This window comes from Paenibacillus sp. Y568, from assembly GCF_059445545.1.
The window spans coordinates 96,020-112,110 of record NZ_JCAIUM010000002.1; the positions used below are offsets into that span (position 1 = coordinate 96,020).

A 16,091-nucleotide genomic window follows, 5' to 3' on the forward strand; every position below is an offset into this window, starting at 1 on the left:
AATGAAATGGTTGAAGTGGAATTAATAATGTTGGAGAATGAAGCCATGTTTAACTTTTGAAGTTAACCAAATGCTTTTTTTAGTAGTGTTTTCACTTGAAGAAGTTGTGGTATTATAAGGTTTAGAGGTGATTTAGGGAATATGTTTTTGAAACGGATTGAATTAGCAGGTTTCAAATCTTTTGCCGATAAAACAGAAATGGAATTCGTCAGAGGCATAACGGCTGTAGTCGGCCCTAACGGTAGCGGTAAGAGTAACATTTCTGATGGTATTCGTTGGGTTTTGGGAGAGCAAAGTGCTAAATCACTACGTGGTGGCAAGATGGAAGATATCATATTTGCCGGTAGTGATTCACGTAAAGCTGTTAATTTTGGTGAGGTTTCACTGACGTTAGATAATGAGGACCACGTCCTGCCATTAGACTTCAACGAAGTAACGGTTACACGCCGAGTACATCGTAACGGAGACAGTGAATATCTAATTAATAAGCAATCATGCCGTCTCAAAGATATTACTGAATTGTTTATGGATACAGGGATAGGTAAAGAGGCTTATTCCATCATCGGACAAGGTCGTATTGAAGAAATTCTTAGTACACGCTCAGAGGATCGTCGGGGGATATTTGAAGAGGCTTCTGGGATCGTAAAGTATAAATCTCGCAAAAAAGATGCGATGCGTAAACTAGATGAGACGGAACAAAATTTGTTGCGTATTCATGACTTAGTGAGCGAATTGGAAGTCCAGATTGATCCTTTAAAAGAACAGTCGGAGAAAGCAGTACATTTCAAGCAACTTCGTGAACAATTGAAAAGTAAAGAAATTTCGATGTATGTTCATCAAATAGAACAAATCCATACGAATTGGACCGAAGCTACGAACAAGCTTACAGGCTTGCAGCAACAACAACTTGAACTATCTACTGTTGTATCTGCTCATGATGCGATGTTAGAAAGTGATCGTTCAAAACTTCGGAAGCTTGAGCAAGAAGTTGAGACATTACAAGATGAGTTGTTGCAATATAGTGAAGCTTATGAGAAGAGTGAAGGACAGGGTGAAGTTCTTAGGGAGCGAAAGCGAAATCTAGAAGGACATCGGGAACAGTTGGTGGAGACGTTATCGACTGGGGATGAGAGAGTCGAGGACAGACGAGCTGAATTGTCCCTCATGAAGAGTAAACTGGAAGCATTACAGGAAGAACTTAAGGAACTACGTCATCATTTGTCCGGTGAAGAAGCGAAGTTGGTTGGAGTCACAGGTGGAATTAGTCAACAACAAGAAGAGACTCTAAAAGGTTCACTACTTGAACTGATGAATGAAATGGCACAAGCCCGTAACGAAATCCGTTATGCAGACCAGCAGAAGGAAACACTTTCTCGTCGAATGAACCGTGCTGAAGAAGAGACGGGGAAATGGGAAGGTCAGAAGGAAGAGCTGTTGGAACGCAAACTGCATCTCGATAAGGCTATAGAGAAATTTGCAAATGAGATCAGAGAGCTACGTGGAGGATATATAACTGAGAGCGAACGTTATCAATCTGTACAGAAGCTCTTAGAAGAAACCCAAGGTACATTACGTAAATGGGAACAGAAACGTGAAGCACAGACTTCACGTCGTGATACCATGAAGGAAATGCAAGATGACTTCGATGGATTTATGTTGGGTGTAAAAGAAGTCCTGAAGGCTTCCCGTAAATCTCTACTTAGTGGTGTGCACGGAGCTGTCGCTGAACTTATTACCGTACCAGAGAAGTTAGAACTTGCCATGGAGACGGCGATGGGTGCATCTCTTCAACATGTTGTTATGGATAATGAATCTGTATCCCGTCAGGCCATTGCCTTTCTGAAACAGCGTCAACTTGGACGTGCGACTTTCTTGCCTTTGGATGTTATGAGAGCAAGAAATATCTCGGCAAGTGATCGCTCTATTATTGAAGGAGCGGGTGGGTTTGTAGGTATAGGAGCAGATTTGGTACAGTACGATGCAACCTATGCTTCAGTTGTAGGTAGTTTGCTTGGGAATGTTATTATTGCGGAAACGTTAGAAGACGCAAATAAAATCGCTTCCAGATGTCAATACAGATTCCGAGTAGTTACCCTTGAAGGTGATGTAGTCAATGCGGGCGGATCAATGACAGGTGGTAGTCAACATAAGAAGAATAACAACTTACTTAGTCGTAAACGTCAGTTAGATTCCCTGGATCAAGAGATTGCAGAGACAGAGAAACATTTAATTAAACTTCAAGAGAATATTCAACAACTTAAGAATCAATTAACCAAGACCCAGAAGAAGCTCGATGATCTTCGACAAGCTGGTGATGATAAGCGGATAGAAGAACAACAAGCTGCAGGAGACCTGAAGCAACTCCAGCATGAGTTACGTCATGTGATGGAACAGGTTGAAGTAGCAGGTCAAGAGAAGACTGGATTTACAGAAGAGAATAAAGTGCTAGACCAGAGTCGTGAACAGGCTGTGAAGAAACTTGCTGAATTAGAAGAACGGGAACAGTCTGCTCATCAGGCACTTCAAGCGGCAGAGTTCGCTCGTAAAGCCAGTGAATCTGCGAAAGACGAGCTTATGAGTCAGTTAACGCAGCTCAAAGTAAAAGAAGGAAAGCTTGATCAGGAATGTTTCTCACTGGAAGAACAACTTCTACGTTCGCAAACAGATTTCGATTCTCAGGACCGAGATTTACGTCAAACTAAAAATTTGTTAGCTTCTATTGAAGCGGACCTAGTTACGAATGCTAATGAAGCAGCCCAGCAAATTGAGAACATGAACCAGTACAAGCTGAAGAAGGAAGAGTCATCTCAACAACTTGATTTCAAACGAGCTTCCCGGATGCAGTTATCTAAAAAACTGGAATTACAAGAGAACGAAACGAAGGAACAACGGACACAACTTCGCACGGTAGATGAACAACTTCGTCAGACGGAGGTTGGCGTAAATCGACTGGATGTAGAGTTAGATAATATCCTTAAAAAGCTTAGTGAAGACTATGAACTGAGCTACGAATTGGCTAAGCAACGTTATCCTATACCAGACGATGTGCCTGCGGTTCAGAATGAAGTTCGAGATCTGAAACGTAGTATAGCATCTCTTGGTGAGGTGAATCTGGGAGCTATCGAGGAGTATCAACGCGTCAATGAACGCTACGAATTCTTGAGTGAGCAGAAGGAAGATCTCATAGGCGCCAAGACAACATTATATGAAGTGATCCGTGAAATGGATGACGAAATGTCCAAGAGGTTCAAAGCGACATTTGATGCGATCCGACGTGAATTCGGTACGGTGTTTATGAAGCTATTTGGGGGAGGTAGAGCAGATCTTGTTCTCCTTGATCCAGAACATATGTTGGATACTGGTATTGATATTGTAGCTCAACCACCAGGTAAAAAGCTTCAGAATCTACAACTCCTCTCTGGAGGGGAACGTGCTTTGACTGCTATGGCACTCTTGTTTGCTATTCTACAGGTTAAGCCGGTACCTTTCTGCGTATTGGATGAAGTAGAAGCTGCGTTGGATGAATCCAATGTCGTTCGGTTTGCACAATATTTGCGTGAATTCTCGGAACAGACCCAGTTCATTGTGGTTACCCACCGTAAAGGAACCATGGAAGAAGCCGACGTACTTTATGGCGTAACGATGGAAGAAGGCGGCGTGTCCAAGCTGGTATCTGTGAAGTTAGAGAATGATGAAGCTGAAATTGCTTAATTAGAGGTAGATATAGAGATGGAGGAAGCATATGAGTTTTTTTAAAAAACTGAAAGAAAATATTTCGAACAAAACAGAAGCTGTAACGAAGCAGTTTCGTGATGGGCTTGAGAAAACACGCAAGGGATTTGTAGAGAAGGTATCGGATCTAATGATTCGACGTAAGAAAATAGATGAAGAATTCTATGAAGAACTCGAAGAAATCCTGATTGGTGCAGACGTAGGAATTAACACAGTCATGACTTTGATCGATGAGTTACGTGCTGAAGTGAAGAAACAGAGAATCGAGAATGCTTTGGAACTACAGCCTATCTTGTCTCAAAAGTTGATGGAATTGCTCCGTGGGGATGATGATAATGCCCTAACAATGAATAAAGATGGTATAACTGTCATTCTATTTGTTGGCGTAAATGGCGTAGGGAAAACAACGACGATTGGAAAAATGGCTTATCGCTTTAAACAAGAAGGTAAAAAGGTGCTATTAGCAGCAGGGGATACCTTCCGTGCGGGAGCTATTGAGCAATTAGAAGTATGGGGTCAACGTGCAGGAGTAGATGTGATTAAACAGCAAGCGGGTTCAGATCCTGCAGCTGTTATGTATGATGCTGTTCAAGCGGCGAAGCAACGTCAGGTGGATGTGCTTATCTGTGATACAGCAGGACGCTTACAGAATAAATCTAATCTAATGGAAGAGCTGAACAAAATATTCCGTGTTATTCAGCGTGAGATTCCAGGTGCGCCTCATGAAGTCTTGATGGTATTGGATGCTACAACAGGACAGAATGCCCTGAGTCAAGCTAAGCTCTTTGGCGAGAAGAGTGGTGTGACGGGTCTTGTTCTTACGAAGTTAGATGGTACGGCTAAGGGTGGGATTGTTGTTGCCATTCGTCAGGAAATGAACATTCCAGTGAAGTTAGTAGGTCTAGGTGAGAAAATGGAAGACTTACAACCCTTTGATTCGCAGCAGTTCGTTCATGCCTTATTTGCAGGATTGATTCAAGAAGAAGAGGATGCAGATGAGTCTTCTCATCCGGAGGCATAACTACATGTTGTTATAATAGATAGGCATTTGCAGATTTCAGAGCTGCAGATGCCTTTTTAAATTGACATGTGTGATGTGGATTCTAATGTTTAGCAGGTGTATAATTAATATATAAGTATCTATTGAAAGGATCTTTCATTTATGGCTAATACGCATGTTTACACACGCCGTGAGGAAGTGGCTAATGCGATCACTCATGGCATTGGAACGGTTCTTAGTATTGTGGCACTTGTATTACTGATTGTGTTCTCAAGTTTGAAAGGGACGCCGTGGCATGTTGTAAGTTTCACCATCTACGGAGCATCCATGCTCATTTTGTATTTAAACTCGACACTAGTTCATAGCTTCAGGGAAGGTAAAGTAAAGGATCTGTTTGAAATCTTTGACCATTCGTCAATTTATCTTTATATAGCAGGTTCTTATACACCCTTTATGCTTGTTGCCATTCGAGGACCCTTGGGATGGTCTTTATTCGGAATTGTGTGGGGGTTTGCCATTCTAGGTTGTTTCTTCAAGGCATACTTTGTCAAAAGATTTCTATTCATGTCGACAATCTTCTATATCTTGATGGGTTGGATGATTGTGATCGCATGGGTTCCGTTAACAGCCGCTATACCTTCGGGAGGAATCATACTCCTAGCTCTTGGCGGAATCATGTTTACATTGGGAACGGTATTCTACGTATGGAGGGGATTTCCTTATCACCATGCCATATGGCATCTGTTCGTATTAGCTGGAAGTATACTTCATTTCTTCTCTGTGTTTCTGTATTTACTGCCCAATCAGTGAGCATTCTTAGGCAGTTGAAGTAGGGAAAACCTTTGGTGAGAGATGACAAGGATATTTGCTTGACATCTCTCTTTATTTTATGTATTATTAGGGACGTTGAGTGTAAAGTGTTTTTCCTTGACGAAGGGAGTGTTCTTAATGAGTCAGGATGATAGGCTCGAGAAGACAAACCGAATAAATCGGCTGTTTGATTTCTATGAACACCTGCTGACTGAGAAGCAGCAGACTTTCCTTAAGTATTACTTTCATGATGATTTTTCCCTTGGGGAAATTGCTGCTGAGTTTGAAATAAGCCGGCAGGCAGTCTATGAACACATTAAACGTGCAGAACAAGTTCTAGATATGTATGAAGAGAAATTAAGTCTTCTACAAAAGTATGAACAACGTAATTATGAACTAGAACAATTAAGACATCTACTTACTACGGTGGATGTTTCAACAGAAGATATGGATAAGATCGTTACAATATTAGATCGTTTGCAAGTATATGAATAGTTGTAGGGAGGTGGCAGCGAATGGCATTTGAAGGATTAACAGGTAGGCTGCAGAACGTGTTTAGTAAGCTTCGCGGCAAAGGCAAAGTGTCTGAGGACGATGTAAATGAAGCGATGCGTGAAGTACGTCTTGCTTTATTGGAAGCAGACGTTAATTTCAAAGTAGTCAAGGAATTCGTTGCCAAAGTGAAAGAAAAGTCCATTGGCAAAGAAGTTATGGACAGCTTTACTCCAGGCATGATTATAATTGACATTGTTAATAAAGAATTGACTGAACTAATGGGTGGAAGTCAGGCTAAGCTTGCGAAGTCCAATAAACCTCCTACTGTGATTATGATGGTTGGTTTACAGGGTGCAGGTAAGACAACAACCTCTGGTAAATTAGCTAAGTTGCTTCAGAAGCAGAATAGTCGTCCTTTACTTGTAGCTGGAGATATTTATCGACCTGCAGCCATTAAGCAGTTGGAAGTGTTGGGAGAACAAATCAAAGTTCCCGTATTTTCACTCGGAGACAAGGTTAGTCCTGTTGAGATTGCTAAACAAGCCTTGCAGCATGCTAAGGATCATGGACATGATTATCTGATTGTAGATACAGCCGGACGACTTCATATTGATGAAACCTTGATGGAAGAATTACGTCAGATTCATGCTGAAGTTAATCCAGATGAGGTCTTGCTTGTGGTAGATGCCATGACTGGACAGGATGCGGTAAACGTTGCGGATAACTTTAATAATCAACTTGCACTCACAGGGGTTGTACTCACCAAGTTAGATGGTGATACACGTGGGGGTGCTGCTCTCTCAGTCAAAGCAGTAACGGGTTGCCCGATTAAATTTGCTGCACTAGGTGAGAAAATTGATGCTTTGGAGCCTTTCCATCCAGAACGGATGGCTTCACGTATTCTAGGTATGGGAGATATGTTATCTCTAATTGAGAAAGCCCAGTCTAACATCGACGTTGAGAAAGCGAAGGAAATGGAACGTAAGATGCGTAATTCAGAATTTACGTTCGATGATTTCCTAGAGCAAATGGATCAAGTGAAGAAGTTAGGACCGCTTGACCAAATTATGGACATGATTCCTGGTATGGGCAAGATGAAGCAGGCTAAAGATATTAAAGTAGACGATAAACAAATGGGTCGTATTGAAGCCATTGTGTTCTCAATGACGAAACATGAAAAGCAACATCCTGAGATTATTGACCATAAACGACGTAAACGGATTGCAGTAGGTAGTGGAACCAATATTGCCGAAGTAAACCGACTGATCAAACAGTTTGATGAGATGCGCAAAATGATGAAACAATTCTCAGATATGATGGGACCTAAAGGTCCAAAAGGCAAAGCAATGAAGCAGTTAAAAGGATTAGCAGGCAAAGGCGGCATGAAGTTTCCTTTCCGTTAAAATACTAAATCATGAGTTTATTTTTTGAAGGAGGTGAATTTTGTGGCAGTACGTATTCGTCTTAAACGCATTGGTGCTCATAAAGCGCCGTTCTACCGTATCGTGGTTTCGGATTCCCGTTCCCCGCGTGATGGTCGTTTTATCGAAGAAATTGGTTACTACAATCCAGTTGAACAACCGGCGGTAGTTAAGATTGATGAAGATAAAGCTTTGGCATGGCTTCAAACAGGTGCACAAGCATCAGATACAGTTCGTAACTTGCTTAGTAAAGCAGGCGTTATGAAGAAATTCCATGAACTTAAGTTACAGAAATAATGACTGATCGTGAGGGGTATCTATGGAAGAATTAGTTAGTGTTATTGCTAAGGCTTTGGTGGATCATCCTGAAGATGTGACCGTGAAGACGGTGGAGAAGGATCATCTTGTTGTCTATGAATTGTCCGTTCATCCTGATGACGTGGGTAAGGTTATAGGTAAACAAGGTAGAATTGCCAAAGCCCTTCGCTCAGTAGTCACATCTGCAGCAGTCAAAATGGACAAACGCGTAACCGTGGATATCATATCTTAAAGATTTACGAAAGTGGGTTAGGATGCATGTCCTAGCCCTTTTTCGTACATGCTGAAGATGTAAGATTAAGCATGAACTAAAGTATTCTGCGCGTAAGAACGCTTTTTTTGTAGGAGGAGAATATGTCTGAGCAATTATTAACAGTTGGTAAATTGGTGAATACGCATGGAATTAAGGGTGAAATCAAAGTATTGCCGATCACAGATTTTCCAGAAGAACGTTTCGCAAAAGGGAAACGTTTATTCTTGATTCCTGGGGACGGAACACCATCATTCTGGATTACTGTAGAGTCCGCACGTTTCCATAAGAATATGTACGTTCTCAAGTTAGAAGGCTTTACAAACATAAATCAGGTTGAGAAATACAAAGGAAGTATGCTTAAAGTATCTCAGACTGATCTTGTTGAACTGCCAGACAATGAATACTATTATCATGAAATCATTGGATGCAGTGTGTTTACGGATGAGAATGAAGATAAGCCACTTGGCATAATTACTGAGATCATATCTCCTGGTGCAAATGATGTGTGGGTAGTTAAACCAGCTTCTGGTCCAGATATTCTAATTCCAGTGATCGACGATGTCGTGTTAGATGTGGATGTTAGTAATAAGAAGGTTAAGGTTTACCTCATGGAAGGATTGTTATAATTATGAAGGTAGATGTGCTTACCTTATTTCCTGAGATGTTTACAGGGGTATTCGAGAGTAGTATTTTAGGCAAAGCGAACGACAAAGGAATCGTGTCTTTGAATGCCATCGATTTCAGAGACTTCTCTTTAAGTAAACATCATACGGTCGATGATACTCCTTATGGTGGAGGAGGCGGTATGGTGTTGAAGCCGGAACCTATTTTTGCTGCTGTAGAACATGTTATGACTTCTAGCGATAAGCCGGCACGTGTGATCCTAATGTGTCCACAAGGAGAAACATTTACACAGAAAAAGGCTGAAGAATTATCACAAGAGGAACATCTCATCTTTATATGTGGACATTATGAAGGATACGATGAACGAATTCGTGAACATCTAGTCACGGATGAGTTGTCTGTAGGTGACTATGTTCTTACAGGTGGAGAGATTCCTGCTATGACTGTTATCGATGCTGTAGTACGATTGTTACCAGGTGTATTAGGTAATGAGATGTCAGCCGTGACAGATTCATTCAGCACAGGTCTTCTAGAGTATCCACACTACACAAGACCTGCTGAATTTCGTGGCTGGAAGGTTCCGGACATGCTGTTGAGTGGTCATCATGCTAATATAGATGTATGGCGTAGACAGCAAGCGTTGAAGCGAACTTTTACACGTCGTCCGGATCTACTTGATAAGCTTGAGCTTACAGCGCAAGATAAGAAGTATCTGAAGGAGCTCCATAATACTAATCATTTATAGAATGGAAGGGGAGGAACAAGATGGATTATAAAGTCTATTTCGAAAACCTAAGAGAACAACATTTAAATGAATTAAAAGAATGGTTATCCATACCGAGTATCTCTGCCCTATCTGAACATAAGTCAGATGTTATACGTGCGGCAGACTGGCTTGCAGATTCGTTAACGAAAGCAGGCCTTGAGAATGTAACCATTCATCAAACTACGGGACATCCGATTGTAACGGCTGACCATTTACATGCTCCAGGTAAACCGACTGTACTTGTATATGGACATTATGATGTACAGCCAGTTGACCCGCTAAATCTGTGGGAGACACCTCCATTTGAACCAACGATTCGTGGAGATAAGATCTTTGCTCGCGGAGCAACAGATGATAAAGGTCAAGTATTTCTACATATCAAAGCCGTGGAAGCACTTCTTAAGCAAGAGAAAGAGCTTCCTGTAAATATTAAATTCTGTATCGAGGGTGAAGAGGAAGTAACAAGTCCGAACTTACCATCCTTCTTGGAAGAACGCAGTGCGGAATTGGCAGCAGATGTAGTGCTAATCTCGGATACATCGTTGCTTGAAAAAGGTAGACCTGCGATATGTGTCGGCTTACGTGGACTTTGTTCTCTAGATGTTCAGATCACAACAGCCAATACTGACCTACATTCGGGTACGTTCGGTGGAGGCGTTCCTAACGCACTACATGCGATTGTGACACTTCTAGCTACGCTTCATGATGATCAAGGTCGTGTGAACGTGGAAGGGTTCTATGAGGATGTACCTGAGTTGTCACCTGAGATGCGAGCTGAATTTGTAAAACAATCGATTGATGAGAATAAATTACAACAAGATCTAGGTCTAGATGCCCTTTATGGAGAGGAAGGATACTCCTTTGTGGAAAGAACAGGAGCTCGTCCAACTCTAGAGCTAAACGGCGTATATGGTGGATTCCAAGGTGAAGGATCGAAGACTGTTATTCCGAAGGAAGCACATGCGAAGATTACTTGCCGTCTTGTAGGATATCAGAAGCCACAAGATATTCTTGATAAAATCGAACGACATATTCATGCCAATGTACCTGTGGGTGCTAATGTGTCTGTTATTCAACGTGAAAAAGGAAATCCGTTTACGATGGATACGACTACACCTGTTCTACAAAAGGCTGCAGAAGCATTTAACGAGGTATATGGGGTTCGTCCCGTATTCACAAAAGATGGAGGTTCCATTCCAATTGTCGAAACATTTGGCCGTTTGTTAAACGTTCCTGTTGTATTGATGGGTTTTGGATTACCTGATGAGAATCTACATGCACCAAATGAACATTTCAATTTGGACAACTTCGATAAAGGTCTTCTGACCATTGTAGAATTTTTGAAACAGGTTTAAGAAGCAACATGTAAATAAAAAAGCCACCTTGATCTGATGTGCTACTAACATCATGTCTTCGGTGGCTTTTTTATATAATATGTATGATTAGGACAATTTGTCCTGATTAGTGGATTTCTCCTTGACTATGGATGTAAAGAATTCGTATTTATCTTGCTCGTTGTGAGGTTGTGGTTGTTTATGTGTCTCATAGAATTGATTAATCATCTCCAAGAATTGTTCGACTTCCTCTTTCGTCAGGTAGACGGTTTGATTGCTGATATGGGCTTTACTGTTATTATCGATACTAACCATGCTGAGAAATCGTTGTTTATTCTTTTCATATATGTCCCCAAGTAATTTCTGTGTTTCAGATAGAACATTGTGAGTAGGAGTATCGGTTTCACTACGTTTAACAGCAATCGTGCCCTGAAAAGCTTGATAATACTTCGCTGTAATACCGTTGATTTGCTGTGTATGGTCCAGTGTAAGTAGTCCAATACTCATTAGTTTTTTGGCGTGATAATATACCTTAGCAGGTACTTCACCCATAATATCTGCAATTTCCTTAACGGTGGCGGGTCGATTTAACCTCTGAAATTCATCGATGATATCCATTCTGTAAGGGTCTGAAAATATTCTGATTTCCTCAAGAGTCGTTAATGTTATTGTCTCCATCCACGTGCACCTCAATCATAAGATCCTGTATTTATGCAAGCTCTGCACTTACTCATTATAGTCTGCACGTGGATAAAGTTCAAAAAATTGAATTATACTTTCATGAAACTCTTCTGAGTCACTAAAAAGACAGCTGGAATCATCAGAAATCCACCTAATATGAGATATATGATATGCACGGGTATGAGTTCTGCAACTATTCCTGCTAATAGACTTCCTACAGGCATAGCACATGTGCAGACCACGTTGAATAAAGAACCAACTCTTCCAAGCATTTCTTTGGGTGTAACCTCCATTAAATAGGTTCCTGTAGGTGTGCTTACAAGAGGAGTGGCAATACCCATTCCAAAGCTAAAGAGTGCAGCTGAATAAAGGGAATAGGTAGGAAAAGCTACGGGTATGAATAATAATGCGTAATTTATGCCGAGTAGTATGAACCCACATACGATCAGAACGCTTTTTCTATAAGAGGAACCTTTAACACTTACCCATAGACCACTGGCAACCATACCCGTCATTAGCGCGATTCCAAGTATAGATAACCCAATAGGTCCTGCGTGAAGCAGTTCTTTTACATAGACAGTGTTCAGTACATTGAATGGAGCAAGGCAAAAGTTAACAAAGACGGCTACAAACATAATGATCAGTAGGAGTCTATGAGAAGCGATGAATGTAAATCCTTCTTTAAATTGTTGAAAGTAGGATGTAGGTTGTGTATTCGATGGACTCGAGGCAGTAGAAGGTTCAGAAGGTATAGCGATACAAGCGATTAGAATTGCTGAAACTATAAAGGTTAATCCATCGAGGATAATGGCTCCTGATATTCCCAACAGTCCAATGAGTGCTCCTGCAGTCGCGAGTCCAGCCAATTCAGCTATCCGTCCAGCAGAAGAACTGAGGGAATTGCCGCTGAGTAGAAGTGCTTTGGGAAGAATACGAGGAACAAGTGACATTTCTGCAGGAGAAGCAAAAGATTCAAACGTGGAGTTGATACATGTGAACAAGAATAAATGCCAAGGTTGTAAAAGTCCTGACCAGTATAGTAATCCCGTTACAATCACCATAGTACCTCGGCTTATATCAGCGATCATGATGATTATACGCGGATTCCATCGATCTACAAATACACCAGTGAAGATACTGAAGAGAATCCCTGGTATGAAATTTATGGAAAATAAGGTGCCCATGAGAACTTTAGATCCCGTGAGTAAGTAGACCATCCAACTATAAGCAATCGAATCAATGGAATCACCAAAGCGCGAAATGACTTTAGCTACAAGAAGAAGCATAAAAGGTCTGTTAACTTTTAATTCTTTTAGTCCTGGTTTTTTGGATAGGGCAATCTCAGCCATGTGAATCACTCCTACAAATTTTTGTGAACGTTATAATTATTTTGACGTTATATTTATTTTATTCAATATCCATGATTTGTCAATGGGTTGTTGAGTGCGATCAAAACTCGTTAAGAAAGAAGTATGGAATCTATTTAGGTTGATAGAATGTAAAAAATCTTGCATGGAGATAGATACCTATGCTATACTTAATCCTGTTGTGTATGAATACGGTGGTCCTCTGTCGATAATGAAAAAGAATATTATTTCTTTGGAAGAGGCAAGAACACCTGTATGGAAGGAGGGAATTCTAATATGAATATCCTACAAGCGATTACTCAAGATCAACTTCGCACAGATTTGCCAAACTTTCGCCCTGGAGATACTTTGAAAGTACATGTAAAAGTTATCGAGGGAACACGTGAGCGTGTCCAATTGTTCGAAGGTGTTGTCATTCAGCGTCGTGGTGGCGGAATCGGAGAAACTTTTACAGTACGTAAAATTTCTTACGGTGTTGGTGTGGAAAGAACTTTCCCGCTTAACTCGCCTAAACTCGAGAAAATTGAAGTGACTCGTCGTGGTAAAGTGCGTCGTGCTAAACTCTTCTATCTTCGCGATCTACGCGGTAAAGCAGCAAGAATTAAAGAAATTCGCCGTTAATAAACGGACAACGTTAAGGGGCTTGATTTCAAGTCCCTTTCGTTTTAGGATAAATAGGGTATATGGTTAAATTATGCCTTCATTTATAAGGTAATGAAGCTCCTGTAAGGAGCTTTTCTTTTCGAGAATGTTAAAAAGACGTTTTCTATCCTTTTTTCCAATTGCATTTCATTAGGTTTAGAGAGGGCGATGAATGATGCAGCAGGACTCGGAAGTTCAGCCAGATACAGCTGAATTGAAAGATCATGATGATAAACCAGCGAAAAAAGGAAACAATGAAATAATGGAGTGGCTTAAGGCGATTATTATCGCAGTGATTCTGGTTCTACTTATTCGTTGGCTTCTTTTTAAACCATTTATTGTAGATGGACCTTCTATGAAGCCTAACTTTCACACGGGTGAACGCTTGATTGTGAATGAAATTCTGTATGATATTCGAGACCCTAAGAAGGGTGAAGTTATTGTCTTTCATGTTCCTTCTGAAGGTAGAGATTTTATTAAGCGAGTTATTGGCGTTGCTGGAGACACCGTTAAGGTGGTTGGGGATACCGTTTACGTGAATGGGGAACCTATTGATGAGCCTTACATACAGGATGAGATCGACAGCAGACACAAAGAAAATATGACATATAACAATAAAGACTTCCCTAACGAAGATTTTCCAGATGGTACAGTACCTGAAGGACATGTTTTTGCGATGGGAGATAACCGTTCAGATAGCACGGATAGTCGGATGATTGGATATGTTCCACTTGGTGATATTGTAGGCCGTGCGGATGTAATTTTCTGGCCAGTGAAAGATATGGAATGGATTAACCATTAACACCATGAGATTCATGGATTCGTTGTGGTAAAGAAGATGAGGTGATGACGGTGACGATTCAATGGTTCCCTGGTCATATGACTAGAGCCCGCCGCCAAATTCAAGAACAATTAAAGCTAATAGATGCGGTTATTGAACTGGTTGATGCACGACTTCCGCTATCAAGCCGCAATCCGATGATTGATGAAATACTTGGGGGGAAACCTCGACTTATTATTCTCAATAAAGCGGATTTAGCAGATGCGGAAGTAACAAGAGAATGGTTAGATTATTTCAAAAAAGAAGGACATCTAGCTTTCCCTGTTGATGCATCAACAGGTACAGGAATGAAAGAAATTCCAACACAACTTAAAGTATTGTTGAAAGCAAAGATTGATAAGCAGATTTCTAAAGGCATGAATCCAAGAGCTATTCGTGCATTGATTGTAGGTATTCCTAACGTAGGTAAATCTACATTGATCAATAAGCTTGCGGGACGAAGTGTTGCTATAACAGGAGATCGTCCAGGTGTGACTAAAGGTCAACAATGGATTAAAGTGAGCAAGGAAATGGAATTACTGGATACACCAGGGATACTATGGCCTAAGTTTGAAGATATGAATGTAGGTTATCGCCTAGCGGTAACTGGAGCGATTAAAGAAGAAACCCTAAATGCAGAGGATGTAGCTTTTTTTGCAATTAAATATCTTGCGAAATACTATTGGGTTCCTTTCAAAGAACGGTTTGATCTTCAATGTGAACAACCAACGGATTACGAGAATCCTGACGAAATTGTTTCGATCATGGAGGAAATTGGTCGTAAACGTGGTTGTATTGTTAGCGGCGGAAGAGTGGACTTGGAGAAAGCTTGTCGTACGTTACTCCGGGAACTCCGTGCTGGTAAATTAGGCCGTTTTTCAATGGAAGCACCATATTAAAGACGAAGTTTGAAGCCTCCGATATCCTTCGGAGGTTTTTTTTAATCTAAGAAAGTATAAGTTTCCTCTAAATCCAATTCATAATCTCCGAAAAAAGGACGGAATTACCATTTCTTGAGTTATCGCAGTTCTAAATAGATATGGTAAGCTAAGTGGAGGCTATGTGGTGAAATGGTATACAAGAATGTGCAAGATATGTAGAAAGGATTGAGTGAATCTAGTGAGTAAAACAGAGGACGACATGATTAACATGCTCCAATATGAGACGAATTACTGGGAAAAATGCTATCCATATATTGCAGGCATCGATGAAGTTGGAAGAGGCTGTCTATTTGGTGATGTAGTCGCAGCAGCCGTTATTCTTCCACAAGGTCTATTGATTGATGGCGTTAATGATTCTAAGAAACTAAGTGCGAAAAAACGTGATTATTTATACAATATCATTATGGAGAAGGCCATTGCGATAAGCGTTGGGTATGCAGATGCGGCTACCATTGATCGAATTAATATTAAGCAGGCATCCAGATTAGCTATGAAAAGAGCTCTAGAAGGCTTATCTATGACACCTAACTTTCTACTTGTCGATGCAGAAAAGGTAGATTCTGATATTCCACAGCTTTCCATCATTAAAGGAGATGCTAACAGCCAGTCCATAGCAGCAGCTTCTATTGTTGCAAAAGTGACGCGCGACAGACTGTGTGAAGGAGCTTGGGAAGCTATGTATCCCGAATACGGAATCGCGATCCATAAAGGGTATGCAACGAAACTACATAGAGGGCAAATTATGGATTTAGGAATAACACCGATGCATCGTCGTAGCTTTCTTAAGAACCTTGAGGCAGAGAAACAAACATTGTTTTAAAAAAGAAGTGCTTAAGCGAATTGGGTAAACGGCCGATATAGAGAGAAAGAGCGATTTGAAAACGGAG

Annotated in this window: 16 protein-coding genes; 14 read left to right on the forward strand and 2 right to left on the reverse strand. The window is 40.8% G+C overall.

The features are described 5' to 3' along the window. Window positions 1-141 precede the first annotated feature (141 nt). From smc to AC1D7X_RS03535, 10 genes are all read left to right on the forward strand, one after another. Window positions 142-3,711, forward strand: coding sequence for a chromosome segregation protein SMC (gene smc / locus AC1D7X_RS03490; protein ID WP_495456297.1), 3,570 nt, complete (start codon window positions 142-144; stop codon window positions 3,709-3,711). Between the two features lie 31 nt (window positions 3,712-3,742). After that, window positions 3,743-4,753 carry a signal recognition particle-docking protein FtsY gene (ftsY, locus tag AC1D7X_RS03495; protein WP_495456296.1) on the forward strand — a complete coding sequence of 337 codons (1,011 nt, stop codon included), beginning with the start codon at window positions 3,743-3,745 and terminating at the stop codon, window positions 4,751-4,753. 141 nt (window positions 4,754-4,894) lie between these two features. After that, a complete protein-coding gene (gene trhA / locus AC1D7X_RS03500) occupies window positions 4,895-5,542 on the forward strand; it encodes a PAQR family membrane homeostasis protein TrhA (RefSeq protein ID WP_495456295.1) in 648 nt (215 codons plus the stop codon). A gap of 138 nt (window positions 5,543-5,680) precedes the next feature. Then, entirely contained in the window at window positions 5,681-6,037 is a 357-nt protein-coding gene (locus AC1D7X_RS03505) for a putative DNA-binding protein (RefSeq protein WP_495456294.1), read from the forward strand. A gap of 20 nt (window positions 6,038-6,057) precedes the next feature. Continuing rightward, a complete protein-coding gene (ffh, locus tag AC1D7X_RS03510) occupies window positions 6,058-7,440 on the forward strand; it encodes a signal recognition particle protein (RefSeq protein ID WP_495456293.1) in 1,383 nt (460 codons plus the stop codon). A gap of 42 nt (window positions 7,441-7,482) precedes the next feature. After that, complete coding sequence (rpsP, locus tag AC1D7X_RS03515) at window positions 7,483-7,755, forward strand: 30S ribosomal protein S16 (protein ID WP_495456292.1); 273 nt, start codon at window positions 7,483-7,485, stop codon at window positions 7,753-7,755. Window positions 7,756-7,777: 22 nt separating this feature from the next. Then, complete coding sequence (locus tag AC1D7X_RS03520) at window positions 7,778-8,008, forward strand: KH domain-containing protein (protein ID WP_495456291.1); 231 nt, start codon at window positions 7,778-7,780, stop codon at window positions 8,006-8,008. Window positions 8,009-8,130: 122 nt separating this feature from the next. Beyond that, window positions 8,131-8,655: a ribosome maturation factor RimM gene (gene rimM / locus AC1D7X_RS03525; RefSeq protein ID WP_495456290.1), complete on the forward strand. Its 525-nt coding sequence runs from the start codon at window positions 8,131-8,133 to the stop codon at window positions 8,653-8,655. A 2-nt stretch (window positions 8,656-8,657) separates the two neighbouring features. Continuing rightward, on the forward strand, window positions 8,658-9,398 hold the full coding sequence (trmD, locus tag AC1D7X_RS03530) for a tRNA (guanosine(37)-N1)-methyltransferase TrmD (RefSeq protein WP_495474673.1): 741 nt from the start codon (window positions 8,658-8,660) through the stop codon (window positions 9,396-9,398). Window positions 9,399-9,418: 20 nt separating this feature from the next. Continuing rightward, the gene (locus tag AC1D7X_RS03535) at window positions 9,419-10,774 is read left to right on the forward strand and encodes a dipeptidase (protein WP_495474674.1); all 1,356 of its coding nucleotides are present in this window, start codon (window positions 9,419-9,421) and stop codon (window positions 10,772-10,774) included. An 87-nt stretch (window positions 10,775-10,861) separates the two neighbouring features. Here the strand turns inward: AC1D7X_RS03535 and AC1D7X_RS03540 are convergent, their stop codons facing one another. Beyond that, window positions 10,862-11,431 (reverse strand): ArsR/SmtB family transcription factor, encoded by a 570-nt coding sequence (locus AC1D7X_RS03540; protein WP_495456287.1) that lies wholly within the window; start codon window positions 11,429-11,431, stop codon window positions 10,862-10,864. A gap of 92 nt (window positions 11,432-11,523) precedes the next feature. Then, on the reverse strand, window positions 11,524-12,783 hold the full coding sequence (locus AC1D7X_RS03545; protein ID WP_495474675.1) for an MFS transporter: 1,260 nt from the start codon (window positions 12,781-12,783) through the stop codon (window positions 11,524-11,526). Between the two features lie 294 nt (window positions 12,784-13,077). Here AC1D7X_RS03545 and rplS point away from each other — a divergent pair, with 294 nt between their 5' ends. From rplS to rnhB, 4 genes are all read left to right on the forward strand, one after another. Next, window positions 13,078-13,422, forward strand: coding sequence for a 50S ribosomal protein L19 (gene rplS, locus AC1D7X_RS03550; RefSeq protein WP_068531820.1), 345 nt, complete (start codon window positions 13,078-13,080; stop codon window positions 13,420-13,422). A 193-nt stretch (window positions 13,423-13,615) separates the two neighbouring features. Beyond that, window positions 13,616-14,245 (forward strand): signal peptidase I, encoded by a 630-nt coding sequence (lepB, locus tag AC1D7X_RS03555; RefSeq protein WP_495474676.1) that lies wholly within the window; start codon window positions 13,616-13,618, stop codon window positions 14,243-14,245. Window positions 14,246-14,295: 50 nt separating this feature from the next. Beyond that, window positions 14,296-15,162, forward strand: coding sequence for a ribosome biogenesis GTPase YlqF (ylqF, locus tag AC1D7X_RS03560; RefSeq protein ID WP_495474767.1), 867 nt, complete (start codon window positions 14,296-14,298; stop codon window positions 15,160-15,162). Between the two features lie 220 nt (window positions 15,163-15,382). Beyond that, window positions 15,383-16,024, forward strand: a complete 642-nt coding sequence (rnhB, locus tag AC1D7X_RS03565) for a ribonuclease HII (protein ID WP_495474677.1) — start codon at window positions 15,383-15,385, stop codon at window positions 16,022-16,024. Window positions 16,025-16,091 lie beyond the last annotated feature (67 nt).